The sequence below is a fragment of the Moritella sp. F3 genome, assembly GCF_015082335.1.
Lineage (GTDB): Bacteria > Pseudomonadota > Gammaproteobacteria > Enterobacterales > Moritellaceae > Moritella.
The window spans coordinates 39,708-62,266 of the sequence record NZ_BLRL01000010.1 but is presented as its reverse complement, the minus strand read 5'-3'; the positions used below and the strand labels follow the sequence as shown (position 1 = coordinate 62,266).

The following is a 22,559-nucleotide window of genomic DNA, read 5'->3' as shown; positions in this document are numbered from 1 at the left end:
CCTCATCATTGCACAAATTAAATTATATAAAGTGGGATAAATTAAGCTTAATAATAACCTTTAGTTACATCAATCAAATTTACACTTATTCGCTAAATATCGCCGAAATAAAACAGTAATTTGCTATTATCGGTGCTGTTACAACCCTAATTGAGTATATAGAGTCGTGACTCTATACTATAATAGCCTAATTAATTCACAAAATGCAGATAATAAGTGCAGCTAATACCTAATATACTGCATTAATATTCATGACCATCTGTTATTTATGCATATAATAGCTTGATATAACTTGACTTTCTTTAGCTTACAAAGCGGTAACATCAATATGACAATTCACTAATTTTTATAAATTTATAAATATTTTAGCGATACCCGTTGCGTAAGCTTAGTGACGAGTTCATATGCGATGGTACCTATGTGTTCAGCCACTAATTCAGCGGGTAACCCGGCGCCCCACATGATCACTTTATCACCGACTTGGTCTTGGCAATCAGCGCCTAAGTCCACCGTTAGCATATCCATCGATACACGGCCAACAATCGGTACGATACGGCCGTTAATTAAAACAGGTGTGCCTTCAGGTGCCATACGTGGATAACCATCACCGTAACCGACAGCAACAACACCCAATCGCGTATCTTTAGGTGCGCTCCAAATACCGCCATAACCGGTTTTTTCGCCTTGCTTAATATCATGTACTGCAATCAAATCAGTGGTTAATGTCATCACCGGCTTGAGGTTATGCTCGACGGCCGTTGCACCGATCATCGGTGATACGCCATACAACATAATACCAGGACGGATCCATTCACGACGTGCAGTCGGCCACGCTAAAACACCAGCTGAATTGGCAATCGAGTGTTCCCCTTCTTCACCTGCGACTAATTCATCAAATAAATCAATTTGGCGCTGGGTAATACTTGGATCAGCTTCATCAGCACAACTAAAATGCGTCATCAACCGAGCAGGTTGCACCACATTAGTATTATTCTTTAAACGCTCAATCGCACGCTTGCAGTTATCCGGGCGGATACCTAAACGATGCATGCCAGTATCCATTTTCAACCACACATGAATCGGCGCATCTAAATCCGCCTCTTCAAGCTCAGCCAATTGCTGTTCAATATGCACCGATGTCTGAATATTATTGGCAACTAAGATCGGTAACTCGTCTGTTGAAAAAAAACCTTCCAACAGCAAAATTGGTTTAACAATGCCGCCACTACGTAGCGTTAATGCCTCTTCAACACGTGCCACTGCAAATGCATCGACCGCTTTCAATGATCTCGCAACAGCCAATAAACCATGACCATAAGCATTCGCTTTCACAACGGCCATTATTTTACTGTTTGGGGCAATGCTTTTTATCTGTTTAACGTTATGCTGCAATGACTGCAAACATATTTCAGCCGTTGCTGAACGCATAGCTATTCCTTAGTAATCATCATCATAAGCAGGACCAGTAAAGTTATCAAAACGTGAGAATTGACCGTTAAAGGTCAGTCTGACTTTACCAATCGGGCCGTTACGTTGTTTACCGATAATGATTTCGGCGGTGCCTTTATCTGGCGAATCATCGTTATAAACTTCATCACGATAAATAAACATAATTAAATCGGCATCCTGCTCAATCGAACCGGATTCACGTAGATCCGAGTTAACAGGGCGCTTATCTGCACGTTGCTCCAACGAGCGGTTAAGCTGTGATAAGGCAATAACAGGACATTTAAGTTCCTTGGCAAGGGACTTCAATGAACGCGAAATTTCTGCAATTTCCAAGGTTCTGTTTTCACTTAACGCGGGTACACGCATCAACTGTAGGTAATCGATCATGATCATACTGATACCCCCATGATCACGCGCAATACGACGTGAGCGCGAACGTACCTCGGTCGGAGTCAAACCAGAACTATCATCAATGTACATTTTCCCCTGCTCTAGCATGCTTTTCATGGTTGCAGATAGACGCGCCCAATCATCATCATCTAACTGGCCGGTACGTACTTTAGTTTGGTTAATCTTTCCGAGTGACGCGAGCATACGCATCATAATCTGTTCTGCAGGCATCTCCAGCGAGAAAATAACCGCTGGTTTATCTTCGTTTAATGCCGCGTGCTCACATAAGTTCATCGCAAATGTCGTTTTACCCATCGATGGACGAGCTGCAACAATAATCAAATCAGACGGTTGAAAGCCCGTTGTCATGCCATCAAGATCGTTATAACCAGAAGCCACACCTGTCACACCATCATGTGGGGTTTGGTAAAGCTCTTCGATTTTATCAACGGTTTCTTGCAGGACACTTTCTAGATTTTTCGGGCCCTGGCCTTCACTCTGTCTTGATTCTGCAATTTGGAATACTTTACTTTCCGCTAAATCAAGCAGGTCGGTACTTTTACGCCCTTGTGGCTCATAACCTGATTCAGTGATATCACTCGCAACAGCAATAAGCTCACGGATCACCGCTCGCTCACGTACGATGTTTGCATACGCAGTAATGTTCGACGCACTTGGGGTATTTTTAACAATATCACCCAGATACGCAAAGCCACCAGCATCATCAAGCAGCTCTTCGTTATCTAGCCATTCCGATACGGTAATAATATCGAGAGGGATATGTTGATCCACCAACTTAGCCATCGCTTCGAAGATAAGTTGATGTGGGCGGCTGTAAAAATCTTTCGCCACAATAAATTCGGTTACACGATCCCAGGCTTCATTATCAATGAATAAGCCACCTAAAACCGATTGCTCAGCCTCAAACGAATGCGGCGGCACTTTTAGCGCATCAACAGCACTGTCTTTTTTATTTTTATCTTTTGAAAACTGATTTTGAAACTGATTTTGACGTTTATCGGCCATGCTAGCACTCACGAAATTTAGTGTGATTAACCATTATCCTCAAAATATCCCTGTAGGGGAAATGAAATAACCTGAGAAGCAGTAAAAATTTAGTCGAGGGAAGTGTTTGACGGTTTTTGGTTAATAAAAAAGCCTCATCATGAGGCTTTATGCGCTTATTAGTAGCAATTCACGCACTACTATTTAAGGCTTGAGAAGTATGCCGCAACGTTATTGATGTCAGCATCAGATAATGCCATTGCTTGTCCACTCATCACTGGTGCCATGCCGCCAGTACGTTGACCTGTTTTATACGCTTTTAATGCATTAACTAAATACATTTCTTTTTGACCCGCTAGATTTGGGTACATAGGGATTGCAGAAATACCTGCTGCGCCGTGACAAGCTGCACATACTGCTGCTTTTGCTTTGCCAGCAGCAACATCACCACCCGCGGCCATAGATAAAGAAGGTACTAGACATGCTAACGCGACGATCATTGTTGTAATTTTTTTCATCATATACTCACTAATTGCATCCTGCTGTGAAGCAGTATAGGGTTTATCTTTATAATTTATGCCAAATTTTAGACTTCATACTCAACAATTGAAAGGCTTGTGCATCAGAAATCATTGGTTTAGCCTGATTTATGTGAACTAGATTCTCTATAAATACTCGGGGTTTGCCCTGTCCAGCCCTTAAAACTCCGAAAAAATGAACGGGTTTCACTAAATCCTAACTGCATAGCAATATCATCTACTGGTAATAATGTTTCAGTTAAATATTGCTGAGCTAATAATAATCGCGCTTCATCTAGTAATTTTTGATAACTGGTTTGTTCTTGCTGTAATTTTCGCTGTAATGTCCGTTCGCTCATATTTAACTGACCAGCAACCATATCTTTACGGGTGATCCCCTTGGCTAATAAAGTGCGGATAATATCTTTGACTTGAATACTAAAACGATGTGAATCACCCAAAGCTGAAACTTGTCCTGCTGCATGTAACTCTAAGGTTTGTAACAAACCAGGGTCAGGCTGTCGCAATGGGATATCCAAATAATCACGAGGCAAAATAAGACTGTTATTGGGTTGAGAAAATAACACAGGGCAATCAAAAACCTGCTGGTAATGTTGAAGCTGTGCAGGCGCTGGTTTTGCCCGCTGTAAATGCACTGCTAACGGACCAACATCTTGTCCCGACAGCCAACGAGCATAAGCCAGCCAAGAGGCAAACACGTTATCGACCATCTGCTCGCGCACATCTTCAAACGTATAAGCACAATGCCAGTGAATGCTTAATTGCTGTGGCAGATACTCAATGGACGTAACGCCCATGTCTCCCACCAATTTTTCATAAGGTTGAATTCGCTCTAATACTTGCGCAAGTGTTGCACAGGTCATCGTGATATAACCCAATACGCTGTATGAACTCGGTTCAACAAATACACCACTCTTTAAACCAAATAATGGATCGTCCGTGGCAATGATAAGGTTGGCTAAAAAAGCCTGCAGCTGTTCACCACTAATACGTTCGTTTTCTTCTGTCAACGTCGCTGCAGATATGCGACTCGCCACTAGTAACGCCGGAATATCGATATCCAATGTCTCGACATAGCGCAAATACTGTTTTACCACTGGCACTGATGCCGAACCTAACCCCACCATAACTGAATCATCCTTATTCAATACGTATTATTGAGTATAGCGAGCTTTACCCTAACGTATTGTGAGTTAGTCCTAATTTGATACTTATCTTGGCTTAATACGACAATGCGCTCAACCAAGCTTTGCGCTTAAACTTATGCTACATACCATAATATAACAAGGAAGATAACCGCATGAAACGTTGGAATGGTTGGGGCGATGAAGCCAATAAATTAGATTTACCCAATACAGCTGATGCTTTTTTACTGGCAAAAGTCGGCACGACAACACCACTCGTCGATGCACAGCTTAGCGATGTTATAAAGCAAGTGCCTGAATCAAGATTGCCGACTCACCGCTTAATTAATCGTGATCCTGAAATCCGTATTCGCCATGCTCGAGGCCAAAGTCTACCGGACTGGTTAGCCATGCGCAGCGGCGATTTTGAATATTTTCCAGATGGTGTTTCATTCCCAGAAAATAATGACGACTTAATCGAACTGCTGAGTTTCTGTCAACAGCAGCATATTCTGGTGATCCCCTATGGCGGCGGTACCAGTGTTGCAGGCCACATTAACCCCTTCGCCTCACAACAAGCCATATTAACCGTAGATATGGGTCGTATGAACCGCCTCATCGCATTGGATACCGACAGCCAGCTAGCCACATTTGGGGCTGGTACACCTGGGCCACAAGTCGAATCTCAATTACGTGCTCAAGGTTATACGCTGGGCCATTTCCCACAATCTTTCGAACTTTCAACCATAGGTGGCTGGGTCGTCACGCGATCGAGTGGTCAACAGTCTTTACGTTATGGCCGTATCGAAGAATTGTTTGCCGGCGGTGAAGTCATTACCCCTGTCGGCCTGTTGGATATTCCCACTTTTCCCGCATCAGCAGCAGGCCCTGACATTAAAGCCTTATTGATGGGTTCGGAAGGTCGCATTGGCATTTTATCGACGGTTAAAGTACGCGTACGTAAACTGGCTGAACAAGAAAATTTTTACGTGACCTTCTTCCCAAGTTGGCAGCAAGCTAAAGAGGCCGCGAAAACCTTAGTCCAATCAGATATTCAATTGTCGATGTTACGCCTAAGCAATGCCATCGAAACCGAAACCCAACTCGCCTTAGCAGGACATGGAAAACAAATAGCCTTACTGGAAAAAGCCCTCTCTTTATTTGGTACGAAAGAAGGCAAGTGCATGATGACCTTTGGCTTAACGGGTACCGCATTCCAATGCAGCAATGCATTAAAACAATTAAAAAAAATAACCAAAGCACATCAAGGTTTATATACCGGTTCATTCATGGGTAATAAATGGGCGGAGAAACGCTTTACCATGCCCTACTTCCGTGAGGCTTTGTGGCAAAAAGGCTATGTGGTTGATACGCTCGAAACAGCCACCGATTGGCATAACGTCGATAATCTATTAACTAAAATAGAAACCAATCTCCGCACTGTCTTAGCACAAGATTTAAATGCAGAAGAGGCTCCACAGCTACATGTATTTACTCACTTATCCCACTTTTACCAGCAAGGATCGAGTATCTACACCACCTATATATTCAAAGCCGGTAAGAACTATAAGCAAACCTTAGCGCAATGGGCAAAACTAAAACACTCAACGTCAGAGATCATCGTCAATAACCGAGGTACGATTAGCCATCAACACGGTGTCGGTAAAGATCATCAGCCCTATTTAGTCACAGAAAAAGGACCGTTGACGATCAAAGCGATTCAATCTCTGTGTGATACTTTTGATCCACAACAGATCATGAACCCACATTGCCTTATTGCTTCAGCTGAAGTCTCAACATCAGAACTTAAGACAGAAGTAGGACCAGAGTCAAAACAAGATCAAGTCATCGACTTGAACGAAACGAGCACTCAAAAGCAGCAACAACAAATCAGCTAAGAGGGTTTTTTATGTATCAGCCATTAACAAGTTTGACTCGAGACCAGCAACTCGAAAAGCTCCAACTCAATAAGGATAATACCGTCTGGGATATGATCGTCGTTGGCGGGGGTATTACCGGTGCAGGAATCTTATTAACCGCTAGCCAAGCAGGACTTAAGGTATTATTAATCGAAAAACAAGATTTTGCTTGGGGCGCATCAAGTAAATCATCAAAAATGGTACACGGCGGCTTACGTTATCTCGGCAGTGGCCAATATACCATGACCAAAGACGCTGTAACTGAACGGGAAAAACTACTAAGCGAGTTACCCGGTTTAGTCAATCCACTGCAATTTTTGATGGGCCATTATAAATCTCAATTTCCTGGGCCTTTCGTGTTTAATAGCTTACTGACCATTTACGATTGGATTGGTGGCAAGCGTAATCACAGTTATATTAATCATGGTATTGCCGACTTTCATGTACCAGGGATTGAGCAGCACAAATTACGCGGTGCGACCCAATTTGCAGATGCGGTGACTGACGACGCAAGGTTGGTAATGCGAGTATTACAAGAAGCGCAAGAGCTTGGTGGCACAGTGATCAATTACCTTGGCGCTCAACAGCTAGTTAAAACCGCCGAGCAAGTCACAGGTATTCGCGTCGCAGACCAAGTGTCTGGACAAGAATTTAACTTAGCCGCAAAAGTAGTTATCAATGCTACAGGGCCTTGGACCGATAAATTACGCCAACAGATGCAAGCCAAAAAAGCCATTCGACCTTTACGTGGCAGTCACTTGATCGTGCCCAGTTGGCGATTACCATTGGCCTACTCTGTCAGTTACTTCCACCCTGAAGATAAGCGCCCTATTTTTGCATTTCCTTGGGAAAATAGTACTGTCATTGGCACCACGGATCTTGACCATCATCACGATCTAGAACAACAACCTTGCATTAGCCAAAACGAAGTTGATTACCTTCTCAACGGGATCAACAAACAATTCCCGCAAGCCGATATCAACGAAGCCGACGTGATATCGACTTATGCCGGGATCCGCCCCGTTGTCAGTAACAGTGCCAATACCAAAAATGATGTCAACAATACTAAGCCGTCAGATGAAAAACGTGAACATTCGATCTGGAATGAGCAGGGCTTGATAAGCGTGGCGGGCGGTAAGCTAACGACCTTCAGACTAATCGCGCTTGATGTATTAAAAGTGGCGCAACATTACTTACCTGATATGAATTTAGTGGATCTACAAACGAGCAAATTGTTTAAACCTATTACCGTAACGCCCCCCGTGGACAGCAATTTACCTCAACAGCAAATACAGCGTTTAAAAAGTCAGTACGGTAACAATTATAGTTACTTGCTTAATCATGCTCGTCACGATGAGCTAAAATCAATTGGGAGTACCAACACCTTTCTTGCTGAATTAAAGTGGATTTTACAGCACGAAATGGTGGTACACCTTGATGATCTATTATTACGTCGAAGTCGCATTGGCTTATTATTACCTAAAGGTGGCGAGCAGTTGTTTGCGCAATTACAGCCACTTTGCCAACCCGTATTACACTGGGATGATAACCAATGGCAACACGAAGTTGAACGCTATACAGACATCATTCAACGTTATTACGGGTTACCGCAACAAAGAGTTGCTTTAGCTGCGTTTAACGATGATCCACCCCGTGTAGTTGCACACTAATTCAGTCGGAGATAATTTACATGGATAGTCGAGCTCCTACATCAATAACATCAGCGTCGGTACGCAGTGCATCAAGCTCGCGAGCACCCGAGCAGCAGCTACAACAGCAAGGTTATTTACTCAGCATTGATAATGGCACGCAAAGTGTGCGCGCACTGCTGTTTGACACTCAAGGTAATTTGCTCGCCAAAGGGCAACAAGTGATCACCCCCTACTTTTCAACGCAACCCGGTTGGGCTGAGCAGGATCCTGATTACTATTGGCTAGCAGTCAAGCAAGCCTGTGACTTACTTTGGCAAGATCTATCCCAATACCCTGCGATCAATAAACGCGATATTGTCGGCATGTCGATCACCACGCAGCGCGGCACAGTGATCAACCTCGACAGTGAAGGCAACGCATTACGCCCTGCGATCATCTGGCTAGATCAACGTCACGCTCAGCAAGAAAGTATTCAGTGGCCTTGGAACTGGTTATTCAAAATTGCCCGTGTCGAAGATATTATTCAACGCTTCCAAGAAAAGTCCCAAGCTATTTGGATCCGTCAAAATCAACCTGACATCTGGCGTGACACATCCAAGTATTTGCTGCTGTCTGGTTTTCTAAATTATAAATTCACCGACAATATTGTCGATTCCATCGGTAGCCAAGTCGGTTATATCCCATTTGATTATAAAAAATTAGCTTGGTTAAAAAAATCCGATTGGCGCTGGGATATGCTCGCCATCGATCCAAGCATGTTACCTAAACTTATTGAACCCGGAGAACTTGTCGGCCATGTGTCTGAGGAGGCCGCGATCCATACCGGTATTCCAGCTGGCTTACCGGTTATCGCGTCAGCCTCAGATAAAGCCTGTGAAATTATCGGCTCTGGTGGTGATCGTCCGCATATCGCTTGTTTAAGTTATGGCACCACAGCAACCATTAATATCACCACAGATAAATATGTTGAAGCGACGCCACACTTACCGCCTTTTCCCTCGGCAATACCACGTCACTATTCCTCTGAGATCATGATTTATCGAGGCTTTTGGCTAATCAGTTGGTTTAAAAAAGAGTTTGGATTACGTGAGCAGCATATTGCCGATGCCGAGGGTATCGCACCTGAAGTATTATTCGATCGTTTAGTCGCTAAGATCCCAGCGGGTTCTATGGGACTGATGTTACAGCCTTATTGGACACCAGGCGCGCGTGATCCAGGCCCTGAGGCTAAAGGCGGTATTATTGGTTTTGGTGATGTACATACCCGTACGCATATCTACCGGGCGATATTAGAAGGCTTAGCATACGCATTACGTGAGGGCAAAGAACGTATCAGCAAACGCAACAAGGTCAAAATAACCACACTGCGAGTATCAGGCGGTGGTTCGCAAAGTGATGTCGCCATGCAGTTAACAGCTAATATTTTTAATATGCCAGCAGAGCGACCGCATACCTTTGAAACATCGGGATTAGGTGCAGCGATTGTGACCGCCGTGGGATTGGGAATTTATAGCAGTTTTGATCACGCAATTGCTGCGATGACACGGGTAAATGAAATATTTCAACCTCAACCTGAAGTCGTCGCGACTTATGATGCGCTGTATAACCAAGTGTATTTGAAAATGTATAAGCAACTGCAACCGTTATATAAGTCGATTCGTGACATAACTGGTTATCCAAAATAGTAGGTTATTAACAATCGTCTGTTATTCGCCATAACGGTTTAGCCTTGCTAGCCGTTTAGTGATGCACGTGAACTGTTTTGTCGTAAAATACTAAATCGCAGGCATAAAAAAAGCCATGACCGAGGTCATGGCTTTATTCTGCAGTTAATTTAAAGTTAAACTTTAAATTAAGCTTCAGCTACGATTTGTAGGTTTACTGTAGCGAATACTTCGCTGTGTACTTGGATGCTAATTTCGAACTCACCAAGAGTACGTAGAGCGCCTTCAGGAAGACGAACTTCGCTTTTAGCAACTTCAACACCAGCAGCAACGATCGCATCAGCGATGTCACGAGTACCAATAGAACCGAAAATCTTACCTTCGTCACCAGCTTTAGTTGCAATAACAACAGCTTCTAGAGCGTTGATTGTTGCAGCTTTAGCTTCAGCAGTTGCTTTAACAGCAGCTACGTTAGCTTCTAGTTCAGCACGACGTGCTTCGAAAGATTCAACGTTAGATTTAGTTGCTAGAACAGCTTTACCTTTCGGTAAAAGGAAGTTACGAGCATAACCAGCTTTAACGTTAACAGTTTCGCCTAAGTTACCTAACTTAGCGATCTTGTCTAATAAAATTACTTGCATTACCTTTCCTCAGAAATGTAGAGTTAGTCTTGACGACCAAACAATAGCTTACTTATGTAAGTCAGTGTATGGAAGTAGAGACAAGTAACGTGCGCGTTTGATCGCACGACCAAGTTGACGTTGGTACTTAGCACGTGTGCCAGTAATACGACTTGGTACAATTTTACCGCTTTCAGTTACGTAGTTTTTTAACGTAGCGATATCTTTATAATCAATCTCCGTAACACCTTCAGAAGTGAAACGACAGAATTTACGACGACGGAAAAAACGTGCCATAATGAAAATCTCCTAAAATCTTCTCAACAAATTGGATAACTAAATGTTATCCAACAAACAAATACCTATAGCTAAAACGCTATTATTCAGCAGCAGCTGGTGCTTCAGTAGCAGCAGTTGGCGCTTCACGGCGTTCTTCTTTAGCTTTAGCCATTGGAGAAGCTTCAGTAACTACACCTTTAGTACGCAAGAACATGTTACGGATAACAGCGTCGTTAAAGCGGAAGTTATTTTCTAGCTCATCAATAACATCTTGGCCAGCTTCAATGTTCATAAGAACATAGTGAGCTTTATGAAGTTTGTTGATTGGGTATGCTAATTGGCGACGACCCCAGTCTTCTAGACGGTGGATTGTACCATTTGCTTCAGTAATGATAGCGCTATAACGCTCAATCATGCCTGTAACTTGTTCACTCTGATCTGGGTGAACCATAAATACGATTTCGTAATGACGCATCGTAAGCTCCTCACGGGTTTAATCAGCCTCGGCTCTGGCTTAGTCGGTCCATCGAGGCAAGGAACGTATAGAAAAATGACTAATTTTGAGACCGCGAATTATATAGTGTCACTCACCACAATACAACTCGACAACGAAGATAATCGTAAATATTTATAGCGAGAGCCAAAACAGTGGAGCATTAGACCTAAAGTACTAATCAAAATTCATCTTTTAATTATTGATAAATAAAAGTATTAATAACAAATAGTGATTTCAATTTTAATCATCAACCTGTCCAAAACAATGAATAATATGTGCCATATTAAATATCACTCAGATAGAAATTAACGAAAACATTTACAGTAAAACAAAATGTTATTAATACTAAACAAGGAATTGTTATGATCAGAATACTATCGCCGTATATGCTCTCGTGTATGTTACTCGTCTTGTTTGTTATGAGTTTCTCGAACGCTCAGCACTCGCTTTCGAGCGCATTCCAACGTGGGGAATTCCATCTTCCAAATACTCTGCCGTTACAGTAACAAAGTCATAACGCTGATAATAATGTTGCAGATGAGCCTGCGCTGATAAGTATAAGTCCTGTGCTGGCCACACAGACTTAGCAGCATTAATACCGCGATCTAGTAGTTGATGGCCAAGTCCCTGCCCACGTGCAGAGGCAGCAGTAACCACACGACCAATCGCAACATCAGGGTAGCTCACGCCTGCCGCCAATATACGCAGATAAGCTAATAACTCACCTTGGCTATTATAATGCAGTACATGACGCGTCTCGGGATGAAGATCTAAACCATCAATATCTTGATAAGGACAATCCTGCTCGACCACAAAAATAGCCGCGCGTAATTGCAATACATCATAAAGCTGTAAACTCGACAACTCACTAAACTGACGACACATCCAAGTCATAACTCATCCCATATACTAAAATTAAACATCAGTTAGCATAATAACAATAATCTTACCTTACGGATCAAATTTGGTTCCAATAAACTAGATTCGATAAATAAGTGCGAGTAAATCTTGATTGTTACGCTAAGGATTGATTATCATCTAGGTCTAAATCCAGTTAACTAACTAATTTATAGAAGTCATATGCAACCTGAACCGTCATCATCTCGTCAATATGTTGAACTTGCGACGTTAGCTCAACGCTTTCAAGCAGCCATATTAGATAAAATCGTTTTTCCGACTATTATGTTAGTCCCATTTATTCTCGGTTTTGATTTACTCAATCTAAGCGCAGGAATCGATGAAAGCTTTACCATTTCATTCGCGACTCAAGTCAAAGTTTCGTTACTTGAAATACTGCTATTTATGGCATTAAACAGCTACCTACTAAAAGAGTACGGCCAGACCTTAGGTAAACGTATTGTCGGTATTGCCGTGGTTGGAGAAAATGGCCAGCGCCTAAGCTTGCAAGACATTATTCTCAAGCGTTACCTGCCATTTTGGGCTGTTGCTTATCTGCCTATTTTGGGCTTTGTTGTTACTATCAGTAACTTTTTGGCTATTTTCAGAGGTGATAAACGCCGTTGCCTACATGATGACTTAGCGAAAACATTAGTCGTGAAGATGCCAAAAGGTAGCAAAATTGCCAGTAATAACGTGCACGTAAATAGTGATGGAAAAAGTGAAGCGTCTGACGTGATGGATGCTTAATCGCGGTTAACACGTAATTAAATAGCACAACATTGAAGAAAATAAAGTAAATAAAAAGCGTCCATTGATTGGACGCTTTTTTTATATCAACAAATCCTATAACACCCAGGTTAAAGCAAATAGCCAAACCTGAGGTTAGCAAGGAAACGGCTTTATTTAGCCTGGCGTTGACGCACAACTTCAAACAAACAAATACCAGTAGCAACTGATACGTTCAAGCTTGAAACGCTACCTGCCATTGGAATGCTAATAAGCTCATCACAATGTTCACGTGTTAGACGGCGTAAACCTTTCTCTTCAGCACCCATCGCAATAGCTAATGGACCTGTTAGTTTAGGCTGATACAAATCTTGCGTTGCTTCACCTGCAGTACCCACGATCCAAACGCGACGCTCTTGTAGTTCACGCATAGTACGTGCAAGGTTAGTCACGGCAATCAGTGGCACAGTTTCAGCTGCGCCGCATGCTACTTTACGAACCACAGACGTCAGTTGTACTGATTTATCTTTTGGTACGATAACAGCGTGTACACCAGCCGCATCAGCACTACGTAGACAAGCGCCTAGGTTGTGCGGATCAGTAACACCATCAAGAATCAATAATAATGGGTGTTCTTCTTTCTCTTCAATACGGTTAAGTAACGTATCAAGATCTGACTCGTTTAACTTTTTACCTTCAATAACGCGTGCTAATACACCATTATGACGGCCACCGTCACACTTGTTATCAAGTGTTTTACGGTTAACTAATTGCACTGCAATACCAATATTATGTAACTCTTCTAATAGTGGCGTTAGACGGTCATCTTCACGACCTTTCAGTGCATATACTTCAATGAAGCGCTCTGGTTCATGCTCCAGTAATGATTTGACTGCATGAATACCGAAAATTAGTTCACTGCTCATTGTATCTCTCTACCTTATTACTATTACTATTTATTGGCTTTTTGCTTTGAACGTTCGGCTCTGCCGGGACGTGATTTAGCCTTAGCTTTTACTTTTTTCTTCGCTGGTTTCGTTTTGCCTTTCGGTTTAACGTCATCAACGGGTGATGTGCCTTTTTCAACAGCATCACCTGTTTGCGGCTTTAACTTTGCAGCAACGCGCGCTTGTTCAGCCGCACTAGCCACAACATCACTATTGGTTTTTAACTTTAATTTCGTCTTTTTAGCTGGCTTCGCTTTTGTACCTTCAGCTTTACGTTTACCAGAAAATTCTGCTGGTTTACGCTTACTACGACGTGTGTGTGTTACCGCACCCGCTAGCTCAAGGTCAATTTTCTTGTCGTTCATGTTGATCGCTAATACTTTAACTTCAACTTGATCGCCAATGCGATATTCAACGCCACTTTTCTCGCCACGTAATGTTTGACGGCCGCCATCAAAGTTATAATAATCACCGCGTAAGCTAGATACATGTACCAAGCCATCGATGTTTAAGTTTTTGATACGAACAAAGAAACCAAAACCAGTTACCGCTGCAATGACACCATCAAAGGTATCACCTAGGTGATCTTGCATGTATTCACACTTCAAGAAGTCTGATACATCGCGGGTTGCATCATCAGCACGACGTTCTGTTAATGAACAGTGCTCACCTAATGTTTCAACATCACTCACCTGGTAGCAATAACCACCAGTGCTAGTCCAACGTTTAGTTAATGGCGAACCTGCTTTAACAGCAGCTTGGTTAGCAAGTTCAAACTTGATTGCACGATGCAATACTAAGTCAGGGTAACGACGAATTGGCGACGTAAAGTGACCATAGGCTGTTAGTGCTAAGCCAAAGTGACCGTTATTCTCTTCTTGATATACCGCTTGTTTCATTGAGCGTAATAGCATCGTTTGGATAAGTTCTTTATCCGGACGATCTTGAATTTTGCTGATCAAAGCAGCGTAATCTAGTGGTGTAGGTTTCAAACCACCACCTAACTCTAGACCCGTTTCACTTAGGAAACTTCTGAAGTTAACTAACTTTTCTTCGCCTGGAGTATCATGCACACGCAATAACGCAGCGGCTTTATGCTTACTCACAAAACGTGCAGATGCAACGTTTGCTAAAATCATGCATTCTTCAATTAGTTTATGCGCATCGTTACGTACCACAGGTACAATCTTGTCGATTTTACGATGTTCATTAAAGACGAAACGCGTTTCTAGTGTTTCAAATTCAATCGCACCACGTTCTGAACGTGCTACTTTTAATACTTTGTACATATCGTGTAACTGGTGCAAATGTGGCACGACAGCTTGGTATTCTTCACGCAAGTCTTTGTCGCCATCAAGAATGTTAGCCACTTTGGTGTAAGTTAAACGCGCATGTGAATTCATCACCGCTTCATAGAACTTATAACCAGATAAACGACCTGCATCAGAAATAGTCATTTCACAAACCATACATAGACGATCTACATGTGGGTTCAATGAACATAAACCATTTGATAGTACTTCTGGCAGCATTGGCACTACTTGCTCAGGGAAGTAAACTGAGTTACCTCGACCTTGCGCTTCCAGATCTAAATCTGAATTAGTTTGTACATATGAACTTACGTCAGCAATCGCTACCCATAAACGCCAGCCACCGCTTTTTTTACGTTCACAAAATACCGCGTCATCGAAATCACGTGCATCTTCGCCATCAATTGTTAGCAAAGGTAAGTCACGTAAATCAACACGATTTAATTTCGCATCTTCTGGTACTTCTGGTGACAATTTTTTCATGTCATCAATAATATGCTCAGGCCATACGTGTGGAATATCATGGGTGCGGATCGCAACCTGAATTTCCATACCAGGTGCCATATTCTCACCGAGTATTTCAACTACTTTACCTAACGCAGGTAAGTTATAAGTCGGTCGTTTTAATACTTCAACAACAACCATTTGACCAGCTCGAGCGCCAAGGCGTTCTTCATCACTGATACGTACTTCTTGTTTAATACGGCTGTCATCTGGACGAACGAATGCCACGCCTTTATCTAAATAAACACGACCAACAAGTTGCAGTGGTTCAGCATCTAATAGACGAACGAAACGGGCTTCTTTACGACCTTTAAATTCTTCTTTTACTGGCTGTGCCAGAATACGGTCGCCATGGAATAACGTCGACATTTGACGGATAGAGATAAATAAATCTTTACCACCATCATCTGGACGGAAAAAACCAAAACCATCACGGTGACCTAATACTAGGCCTTCCAATAAATCTAAGTTCTCAGGTAACTCATACGTTCTGTTACGAGCAAAAATTAACTGTCCATCACGTTCCATCGCACGTAAACGACGACGTAAAGCTTCTTCGTGTTCATCACCCGCTAATTTTAATCCGGCAAATACTTGCTCACGATTAATCGCTTTATCAAGGCTACGAAGATAATCAAGAATAAATTCTCGACTAGGAATAGGGTTGCTGTATTTTTCCTGCTCGCGCGTATGGAAAGGGTCTTTACTCATAGAAGGTCCAAATTGGTAGGAATATCGTTCGGATTATATACCCAAACTACGTTGGGATACAGTTTTGTACCATAACTAAGTCGGTATACAGGAAGGATTCTGTTAAATAGAGAAATAATCGAATCAAAACTAACTCCAATTGACTATTTCGTTAGTTTCGCTGGCATTTTAGTGAGCGTTGTCTATTGGTATTTAGCCGCATTCTTGGCTGCAATCACCAAACGTTCAGGCATTAAATGTTCCAATCGCGCTAACAAAAATGCTAATTTTTGATGCGTTTTGGCATCATCCGTGACGGTACTATAGAGGTAGCTGTAAGCCGTTTGGTAATCATAAGGGCTGCCGTAACCTTGCACTAATAACTCCGCCCATTGTATTTTTGCGGGCAGGAATCCTAGTTTTGCAGATTGCTCAAACAAAGGTAAAGCACGCTCAATATCTTGCTGCACAAAACGCCCTTGCACATAATAACGACCCAGTTGTTCTAACGCCCTAGGCTGACCTTGTCTTGCTGCCGCACGCATGAAATAAATACCTAACTCAGCATTTTTATCCACACATACACCCCAAGCGAGCATATCGCCCCAAAGAAATTGGTAGGTCGGTAATTTCACTAATTCAGCACGTACTTTAATATCAGCAACTAGCTGACATTGATCCGCTCGCACCCTTTTTAGATGCGTATTTTTGCCAATCAATTCATTGAGTTCATCATCAGTATATAGCTCAACCGCACTGGGATAATCACTGTATTTAGTGTTACCAGCCTCTTCTGCAGCCACTGCCAGTTTGCCACTGTCGGTAATACGTTGTTCTTTTTCGCCTACAGGCTTATTTGTTAGCGACTTATTTGCCGCCTTATGACTGCCAGTAGGTTTACTTGAAACGAGCGTGTCACCGCTATTTTCCGCTGCCAGTACATTTACACCAGACACAGATACACTCGCCATAACCACGTATAATACCGCTTTCAGGTGACGGTAATTTTTTGTTAATTTCATTATCTGTGTTGTAAGCATATCAATTAACCTAAAGCGATGTGTAAGGTGAGCATAGATGATGTGTGGCGATCAAAATTACTGTGATAATAGATATATCGACCAAAATAGCATTTTCTTAAATAAAAAAAACCCAAGTTACGATAACTTGGGTTTCTATTTTAATCACCATTAACCTAAGCGGTTAATGATAATCATTAACCAGCAACGAACTCTTCACCTAACGTGATGTTCGCTTTTAGTTCTTCTAACATTGCATCGCGTGCGTTTGTTTCAAACTCGCTTAGCTCACCGTATGCTAGTACTTCTTCAACGCCGTTTTTACCTAGTAATACAGGTTGTGCGAAGAATGTTGCGTGCTCAGAACCACCGTCAACATAAGTACACTCAACGATACCTTCTTCACCTTGTAATGCGCGAACAAGAGAGAGACCGAAACGTGCAGCTGCTTGACCCATAGAAAGTGTCGCAGAACCGCCACCCGCTTTAGCTTCAACAACTTCAGTACCCGCGTTTTGAATGCGCGGTGTTAGTGTTGCGATTTCTTCAGCTGTAAATTCAACGCCTTTAACTTGAGAAAGTAGCGGAAGAATTGTTACGCCTGAGTGACCGCCGATAACTGGTACTTCAACATCAGCAAGTGAAATGCCTTTAAGCTCGCTCACGAAAGTTTCAGAACGGATAACATCCAGCGTTGTAATACCGAATAGTTTACGTTTGTCGTAAACACCGGCTTGTTTAAGTACTTCTGCAGCGATTGGCACAGTTGTATTTACTGGGTTAGTAATAATACCGATACATGCATTTGGACATACTTCAGCACATTTACCAGCTAGATTTTTGATGATCCCAGCATTGATATTGAATAGATCTGAACGGTCCATACCTGGTTTACGAGCAACACCCGCAGAGATAAGTACCACGTCAGCACCAACAAGTGCATCAGTTGGATCCATACCAGCAAAACCAGCAATAGTAACGTCTGTAGGGATGTGGCTTAAATCAACAGCAACACCCGGTGTAACTGGCGCAATATCATATAGCGACAGTTCAGAACCCGCAGGTAGTTGAGTTTTCAAAAGTAGGGCTAAAGCTTGACCGATACCACCAGCAGCACCTAATACAGCGACTTTCATAGACGTCTCCATTATCTTAATTGTTTATTGTTGAATACAATATTCACAAATTCCTTTAATCACAGCTACCTTACTGCAACATTGACGAAAAAACAATTAACAACACGGATATGGGGGGTAAATAAGTGAATTACATAGGCGTTTTAAAGCGTTAGCTTTCTATCTAGCAGGGTTAAGCTTTCAGGTGAAATAGCATGAGGTAACTTGGCAATATTGACTCACCTATTGCAATGCTAACCTGAGAACAGCAAATAAATGAGTCAATAACAAAACAATTAAGACTGGAACGCGAGGGCTTTTTTCTCTAACTGTTTAAAGATTAATACCAAGATACCGTTCATACCCAAGTAGATAATACCCGCTGCAGAAAAGGCCATTAATGCATCATAAGTCTGACCATTAATTTGATTCGCATACCCCATCACATCCATGATAGTGATCGAGCTGGCCAATGAAGTACCTTTCAGTACCAAAATCACTTCATTAGAATAAGACGGTAATACACGACGTAAAGCATGCGGCACAATAACCGCTAACGTTTGTCCACGGGTCATCCCCAATGCTTTACACGCATCCCATTCACCGCGCGGCACTGATTCAATCGCACCTTTAAATAACAGCGATGAATAAGCGGCGGTATTAAATGCTAAGGCAATAATCGCGCAAATTTTCGCTTGGCTTAAATAGTCCCACAAGAAGCTATTTTTAATCACTTCAAACTGCGACGGTCCGCTGTAAACCAAAAATATTTGGATTAATAATGGCGTACCAGTAAAGATTAAAATAATAGTCTGGGCTAATAGGTTTAATCCAGGGATCTTATTCACCATCGCTAACGTTAGAAACACCGCAATGATAGAACCAAAAAATAAACTGAAAAAGGTAATTTCAAGCGTCGTGCTCAAGCCGTTAAATAATAACCAAAAGTGCTCTAATGTCATTTTTCTACTCCGGCATCAAAACGATTAATGTAATTATCAAGGTGCTTTAACATCCATTGGCTGATCAAGGTAATAATCAGATAAATCGCTGCGGCCGCCACCAAAAAGGTGAATGGTTTATACGTACTGCCTGATAATAAATCTGCCTGTTTCATCAAATCTGTCACGCCGATTAACGACACTAACGCCGTATCTTTTAATAATACCATCCACTGATTACCTAAACCCGGTAATGCTAGGCGCCATGCTTGTGGCAAGGTGATACGTAAGAAACAACGAACAGGTCCCATACCAAGTGCTTGTGCGCTTTGCTGCTGACCTTTTGGAACAGATTGAATGGCGGCGCGTAACGTTTGCGACGCATAAGAAGCAAAGATAAGTGACAGTGCCACCACACCACTCCAGAACGGACTGATGTCATAAAATTCATCGGTTAATAAAAACAGAATATGCGTGCCACCGAAAAACACAAAAAAGACAATCAAGATCTCAGGTAAGCCACGTAATATCGTAACAAATAGGCCAATCGGTTTAGCTATAAGTGGGTTCTTTTGCATTTCTGCAACACAGAATAAAATAGCGAGAACCAAGCCAACCAACAACGATGTTAGCGCAAGGCCAAGGGTGATTTTTGTTGCATCCAATAATAATTGAAGCTGCAAAAGATCCATAAAAACTCCGGACGTAAAAACAAAAAGTGCCCCTAAAAGGCACTTTAAAATGAATTATCTCGTTACCATAATAACTTGGCTATTATGCCCTGATATTACACCGCAACTCAGGCCGAGATTAAACACTGTTATATCTTATTTAGCAAAGTATTTTGCGTAAATTTTATCGTAAGTACCATTCGCTTTAATTGCTTTCAAACCGCTGTTCAATTTAGTCAATAATTCAGCGTTATCCTTACGAACTGCGATAGCAAAACCAGCACCAAAATATTTTGCATCAGTCACGGCTTTACCGACGGTTTCGTAGTTACCATCACTGTGTTTGCTCAACCAATCGTGTGCAACTGCAGAATCTGCGAATACACCGTTGATACGACCATTTTTAAGGTCTAGGAATGCTTTTTGGTATGATGGGAAGTTAAGTAGCAATACTTTTTCATCCGCATATGTGTCAGTCATATAAGCTTGGTGAGAAGTACCATTTTGTACACCTACAGCTTTACCTGATAAATCAGCAACGACATTATATTTGCCTTTTTCAGCAACAAGAACTGCCGAGTTTTCATAATAGACATCAGAGAAATCAACTTGCTTTTGACGTGCAGGCGTGACATCCATTGCTGCAATAGCGGCATCATAACGACGGAACTTCAAGCTTGGAATAAGACTATCAAATGATTGATTAGCAAAACTACATTCCGCTTTTAATTCAGTACAAACTGCGCGAGCGATATCAATGTCGAAACCTTGAAATTCATTGTTTTCATCCATCATTTCAAACGGAGGATAAGTCGCTTCAGTAACGAATTTAATTTGTTCAGCTGCAGTTACTTGCGCCGCTGCTGACGTTAGAATTAATGCTGTTAGTAGTTTTTTCATTTGGTACGACCTGTTCCTAATGTTTAAATAAGCTCATGTTTAAATAAGCTAACAATTTAAATTTTAATGAATTAATGCTTCAAGTAGTTTGTAAATTGTGGCGTTTGCGGTTGCTGGAAGTGTTCAGCACCACCAAACTCAACAATTTCGCCGCGTTCAAGATAACAAACCTGACTAGCGACTTTACGCGCGAAGTCCACTTCGTGCGTTACAACAACCTGAGTAATACCGGTAATTGCCAGTGATTTAATGATTTCAGCTACTTGATTGGTCACCTCTGGATCTAACGCCGCAGTCGGTTCATCAAATAACAAAACTTCTGGTTTCATCATTAAAGCACGTGCAATCGCGACACGTTGCTGCTGACCACCAGATAAGGCTAATGGAAATACATCGGCTTTATCTGCTAGTTGTAATTGCTCAAGGATCTTCATGGCCTCTTCACGAGCGTGTTGTTTTGTTTGCTTTAAAATTTTAACTGGTGCTTCAATTAAGTTATCCATCACAGACATATGTGGCCATAGGTTGTACTGTTGAAATACCATGCCTACTTTCTGTCTTAGCATCTGACTACGTTTGGTTAATTTCTTGTCACTTAACTTAGCTGAAAAATCAAATTTTTCACCAGCAATCGTGATCTCACCATTATCTGGCGTATCCAATAAATTAAGGACACGCAGTAAAGAACTCTTACCTGCACCACTTGGGCCAAGCAGTACTAAAGTCTCGCCTTTGGCACATTTAAGGTCGATGTTTTGTAACACATCAAGTTGACCCCAAGATTTACAGATGTTTTTTAGTTCGATGCTCATAATGATAACTGAATATAATTGCACTAGATGCGAGTATAATAACCGAATAAACTTCAAAATCAACATATATATTCACTTTAATTCGGTTTTTATGCAAAAACACCGAATTAGCCAAATAAGCTAGATAAAATATACCCTGCTGGTATCATATGCATAATTATTCAGTTCATCGTGACTCAAGTTCATTTTCTATTCACATAAGTGATTTAGTCACTGATTTTATAAAAAATTATAAATGGCTATAAAAGTTAGCTTGGGTTTTATTATAAAATCACATTGAATTGCGTATTAGCAGCTTGAATTATAGATGAATCAACTGACATGGTAAAAAATATGAGCGAAAAACAAGATCAGTTAGTAAAAGCGTTTAAAGGTTTACTAAAAGAAGAGCACCTAGGATCACAAAGCGAAATCGTCGATGCGCTTAAAGACCAAGGGTTCGATAGTGTTAACCAATCTAAAGTATCACGCATGCTCAGCAAGTTTGGCGCTGTGCGTACGCGCAATGCAAAAGATGAAATGGTGTACTGCCTGCCAGCAGAATTAGGCGTACCAACCATTAGCAGCCAGCTAAAAAGCTTAGTATTAGACATTACTCATAATGAATGCTTGATTGTGATCCAAACCAGCCCCGGTTCGGCACAATTAATCGCACGTTTATTAGATTCATTAGGGCGTACAGAAGGCATTTTGGGTACTATCGCAGGGGATGATACCATTTTCATTACCCCTACGAGCACCACCATTATTGCTGAAGTAGATAATGCAGTAAAAGAGTTATTCGAATACATCTAGCTCGCGCAGTAAAAACCGCAATGAATGATCATGTTTGATGTTTCCCACACCAAACATGATTGAAACCAGCCTGAGCTTTAGTGAATCGTTTA

The 22,559-nt window shown here is 41.8% G+C and carries 21 protein-coding genes; 5 read left to right on the top strand and 16 right to left on the bottom strand.

The features are described 5' to 3' along the window. Window positions 1-354: 354 nt before the first annotated feature. The 4 genes from alr to JFU56_RS15875 all read right to left on the bottom strand — a co-directional run bounded on the left by alr (window position 355) and on the right by JFU56_RS15875 (window position 4,510). A complete protein-coding gene (gene alr / locus JFU56_RS15890) occupies window positions 355-1,428 on the bottom strand; it encodes an alanine racemase (RefSeq protein WP_198438257.1) in 1,074 nt (357 codons plus the stop codon). Between the two features lie 9 nt (window positions 1,429-1,437). After that, the gene (gene dnaB / locus JFU56_RS15885; protein WP_198438256.1) at window positions 1,438-2,865 is read right to left on the bottom strand and encodes a replicative DNA helicase; all 1,428 of its coding nucleotides are present in this window, start codon (window positions 2,863-2,865) and stop codon (window positions 1,438-1,440) included. A 179-nt stretch (window positions 2,866-3,044) separates the two neighbouring features. Then, on the bottom strand, window positions 3,045-3,362 hold the full coding sequence (locus tag JFU56_RS15880; RefSeq protein WP_017222833.1) for a cytochrome c: 318 nt from the start codon (window positions 3,360-3,362) through the stop codon (window positions 3,045-3,047). Between the two features lie 119 nt (window positions 3,363-3,481). After that, entirely contained in the window at window positions 3,482-4,510 is a 1,029-nt protein-coding gene (locus JFU56_RS15875; protein WP_198438255.1) for an AraC family transcriptional regulator, read from the bottom strand. Window positions 4,511-4,683: 173 nt separating this feature from the next. Here JFU56_RS15875 and JFU56_RS15870 point away from each other — a divergent pair, with 173 nt between their 5' ends. From JFU56_RS15870 to JFU56_RS15860, 3 genes are read left to right on the top strand one after another with little or no spacing between them, the layout of a single operon-like run. Further along, the gene (locus JFU56_RS15870) at window positions 4,684-6,405 is read left to right on the top strand and encodes an FAD-binding oxidoreductase (RefSeq protein WP_198438254.1); all 1,722 of its coding nucleotides are present in this window, start codon (window positions 4,684-4,686) and stop codon (window positions 6,403-6,405) included. A gap of 11 nt (window positions 6,406-6,416) precedes the next feature. Next, window positions 6,417-8,096: a glycerol-3-phosphate dehydrogenase/oxidase gene (locus JFU56_RS15865; protein ID WP_198438253.1), complete on the top strand. Its 1,680-nt coding sequence runs from the start codon at window positions 6,417-6,419 to the stop codon at window positions 8,094-8,096. Between the two features lie 20 nt (window positions 8,097-8,116). Continuing rightward, on the top strand, window positions 8,117-9,763 hold the full coding sequence (locus JFU56_RS15860; RefSeq protein ID WP_198438252.1) for an FGGY-family carbohydrate kinase: 1,647 nt from the start codon (window positions 8,117-8,119) through the stop codon (window positions 9,761-9,763). A gap of 167 nt (window positions 9,764-9,930) precedes the next feature. On the opposite strand, the gene rplI is transcribed toward JFU56_RS15860, so the two are convergent. From rplI to JFU56_RS15840, 4 genes are all read right to left on the bottom strand, one after another. Then, window positions 9,931-10,383, bottom strand: a complete 453-nt coding sequence (gene rplI, locus JFU56_RS15855) for a 50S ribosomal protein L9 (protein ID WP_198438251.1) — start codon at window positions 10,381-10,383, stop codon at window positions 9,931-9,933. A gap of 48 nt (window positions 10,384-10,431) precedes the next feature. After that, the gene (gene rpsR / locus JFU56_RS15850; RefSeq protein WP_006030173.1) at window positions 10,432-10,659 is read right to left on the bottom strand and encodes a 30S ribosomal protein S18; all 228 of its coding nucleotides are present in this window, start codon (window positions 10,657-10,659) and stop codon (window positions 10,432-10,434) included. 82 nt (window positions 10,660-10,741) lie between these two features. Beyond that, a complete protein-coding gene (gene rpsF, locus JFU56_RS15845) occupies window positions 10,742-11,116 on the bottom strand; it encodes a 30S ribosomal protein S6 (protein ID WP_198438250.1) in 375 nt (124 codons plus the stop codon). A 438-nt stretch (window positions 11,117-11,554) separates the two neighbouring features. Continuing rightward, complete coding sequence (locus JFU56_RS15840) at window positions 11,555-12,031, bottom strand: GNAT family N-acetyltransferase (protein WP_198438249.1); 477 nt, start codon at window positions 12,029-12,031, stop codon at window positions 11,555-11,557. A gap of 186 nt (window positions 12,032-12,217) precedes the next feature. Here JFU56_RS15840 and JFU56_RS15835 point away from each other — a divergent pair, with 186 nt between their 5' ends. Further along, window positions 12,218-12,784, top strand: coding sequence for an RDD family protein (locus JFU56_RS15835; protein WP_198438248.1), 567 nt, complete (start codon window positions 12,218-12,220; stop codon window positions 12,782-12,784). A gap of 152 nt (window positions 12,785-12,936) precedes the next feature. On the opposite strand, the gene rlmB is transcribed toward JFU56_RS15835, so the two are convergent. The 8 genes from rlmB to artP all read right to left on the bottom strand — a co-directional run bounded on the left by rlmB (window position 12,937) and on the right by artP (window position 21,672). Then, a complete protein-coding gene (gene rlmB / locus JFU56_RS15830; RefSeq protein ID WP_198438247.1) occupies window positions 12,937-13,689 on the bottom strand; it encodes a 23S rRNA (guanosine(2251)-2'-O)-methyltransferase RlmB in 753 nt (250 codons plus the stop codon). 26 nt (window positions 13,690-13,715) lie between these two features. Further along, window positions 13,716-16,235 carry a ribonuclease R gene (gene rnr / locus JFU56_RS15825; protein WP_198438246.1) on the bottom strand — a complete coding sequence of 840 codons (2,520 nt, stop codon included), beginning with the start codon at window positions 16,233-16,235 and terminating at the stop codon, window positions 13,716-13,718. Between the two features lie 182 nt (window positions 16,236-16,417). Beyond that, window positions 16,418-17,254 (bottom strand): tetratricopeptide repeat protein, encoded by an 837-nt coding sequence (locus tag JFU56_RS15820; RefSeq protein ID WP_198438245.1) that lies wholly within the window; start codon window positions 17,252-17,254, stop codon window positions 16,418-16,420. Between the two features lie 176 nt (window positions 17,255-17,430). Then, window positions 17,431-18,369 carry a malate dehydrogenase gene (mdh, locus tag JFU56_RS15815; RefSeq protein WP_198438244.1) on the bottom strand — a complete coding sequence of 313 codons (939 nt, stop codon included), beginning with the start codon at window positions 18,367-18,369 and terminating at the stop codon, window positions 17,431-17,433. Window positions 18,370-18,644: 275 nt separating this feature from the next. Then, the gene (gene artM, locus JFU56_RS15810) at window positions 18,645-19,310 is read right to left on the bottom strand and encodes an arginine ABC transporter permease ArtM (protein ID WP_198438243.1); all 666 of its coding nucleotides are present in this window, start codon (window positions 19,308-19,310) and stop codon (window positions 18,645-18,647) included. After that, window positions 19,307-19,981, bottom strand: coding sequence for an arginine ABC transporter permease ArtQ (artQ, locus tag JFU56_RS15805; protein WP_198438242.1), 675 nt, complete (start codon window positions 19,979-19,981; stop codon window positions 19,307-19,309). The genes artM and artQ overlap by 4 nt, the downstream gene beginning before the upstream one ends. Before the next feature lie 135 nt (window positions 19,982-20,116). Then, window positions 20,117-20,860 carry a transporter substrate-binding domain-containing protein gene (locus tag JFU56_RS15800; RefSeq protein WP_198438241.1) on the bottom strand — a complete coding sequence of 248 codons (744 nt, stop codon included), beginning with the start codon at window positions 20,858-20,860 and terminating at the stop codon, window positions 20,117-20,119. A gap of 71 nt (window positions 20,861-20,931) precedes the next feature. Continuing rightward, the gene (artP, locus tag JFU56_RS15795) at window positions 20,932-21,672 is read right to left on the bottom strand and encodes an arginine ABC transporter ATP-binding protein ArtP (RefSeq protein WP_198438240.1); all 741 of its coding nucleotides are present in this window, start codon (window positions 21,670-21,672) and stop codon (window positions 20,932-20,934) included. 333 nt (window positions 21,673-22,005) lie between these two features. On the opposite strand from artP, the gene argR reads away from it, so the two are divergent. Continuing rightward, the gene (gene argR, locus JFU56_RS15790; RefSeq protein ID WP_198438239.1) at window positions 22,006-22,467 is read left to right on the top strand and encodes a transcriptional regulator ArgR; all 462 of its coding nucleotides are present in this window, start codon (window positions 22,006-22,008) and stop codon (window positions 22,465-22,467) included. The last annotated feature ends 92 nt before the right edge of the window (window positions 22,468-22,559 follow it).

Bases quoted from the DNA above. Each gene is read 5' to 3' on its own strand.
- JFU56_RS15800 (WP_198438241.1), bottom strand. From the start codon at position 20,860: ATGAAAAAACTACTAACAGCATTAATTCTAACGTCAGCAGCGGCGCAA.
- rnr (WP_198438246.1), bottom strand. From the start codon at position 16,235: ATGAGTAAAGACCCTTTCCATACGCGCGAGCAGGAAAAATACAGCAAC.
- artQ (WP_198438242.1), bottom strand. From the start codon at position 19,981: ATGGATCTTTTGCAGCTTCAATTATTATTGGATGCAACAAAAATCACC.
- JFU56_RS15860 (WP_198438252.1), top strand. From the start codon at position 8,117: ATGGATAGTCGAGCTCCTACATCAATAACATCAGCGTCGGTACGCAGT.
- JFU56_RS15875 (WP_198438255.1), bottom strand. From the start codon at position 4,510: ATGGTGGGGTTAGGTTCGGCATCAGTGCCAGTGGTAAAACAGTATTTG.
- mdh (WP_198438244.1), bottom strand. From the start codon at position 18,369: ATGAAAGTCGCTGTATTAGGTGCTGCTGGTGGTATCGGTCAAGCTTTA.
- rpsR (WP_006030173.1), bottom strand. From the start codon at position 10,659: ATGGCACGTTTTTTCCGTCGTCGTAAATTCTGTCGTTTCACTTCTGAA.
- artM (WP_198438243.1), bottom strand. From the start codon at position 19,310: ATGACATTAGAGCACTTTTGGTTATTATTTAACGGCTTGAGCACGACG.
- JFU56_RS15835 (WP_198438248.1), top strand. From the start codon at position 12,218: ATGCAACCTGAACCGTCATCATCTCGTCAATATGTTGAACTTGCGACG.
- artP (WP_198438240.1), bottom strand. From the start codon at position 21,672: ATGAGCATCGAACTAAAAAACATCTGTAAATCTTGGGGTCAACTTGAT.
- JFU56_RS15840 (WP_198438249.1), bottom strand. From the start codon at position 12,031: ATGACTTGGATGTGTCGTCAGTTTAGTGAGTTGTCGAGTTTACAGCTT.
- alr (WP_198438257.1), bottom strand. From the start codon at position 1,428: ATGCGTTCAGCAACGGCTGAAATATGTTTGCAGTCATTGCAGCATAAC.
- argR (WP_198438239.1), top strand. From the start codon at position 22,006: ATGAGCGAAAAACAAGATCAGTTAGTAAAAGCGTTTAAAGGTTTACTA.
- rpsF (WP_198438250.1), bottom strand. From the start codon at position 11,116: ATGCGTCATTACGAAATCGTATTTATGGTTCACCCAGATCAGAGTGAA.
- rplI (WP_198438251.1), bottom strand. From the start codon at position 10,383: ATGCAAGTAATTTTATTAGACAAGATCGCTAAGTTAGGTAACTTAGGC.
- rlmB (WP_198438247.1), bottom strand. From the start codon at position 13,689: ATGAGCAGTGAACTAATTTTCGGTATTCATGCAGTCAAATCATTACTG.
- JFU56_RS15880 (WP_017222833.1), bottom strand. From the start codon at position 3,362: ATGAAAAAAATTACAACAATGATCGTCGCGTTAGCATGTCTAGTACCT.
- JFU56_RS15820 (WP_198438245.1), bottom strand. From the start codon at position 17,254: ATGCTTACAACACAGATAATGAAATTAACAAAAAATTACCGTCACCTG.
- JFU56_RS15870 (WP_198438254.1), top strand. From the start codon at position 4,684: ATGAAACGTTGGAATGGTTGGGGCGATGAAGCCAATAAATTAGATTTA.
- dnaB (WP_198438256.1), bottom strand. From the start codon at position 2,865: ATGGCCGATAAACGTCAAAATCAGTTTCAAAATCAGTTTTCAAAAGAT.
- JFU56_RS15865 (WP_198438253.1), top strand. From the start codon at position 6,417: ATGTATCAGCCATTAACAAGTTTGACTCGAGACCAGCAACTCGAAAAG.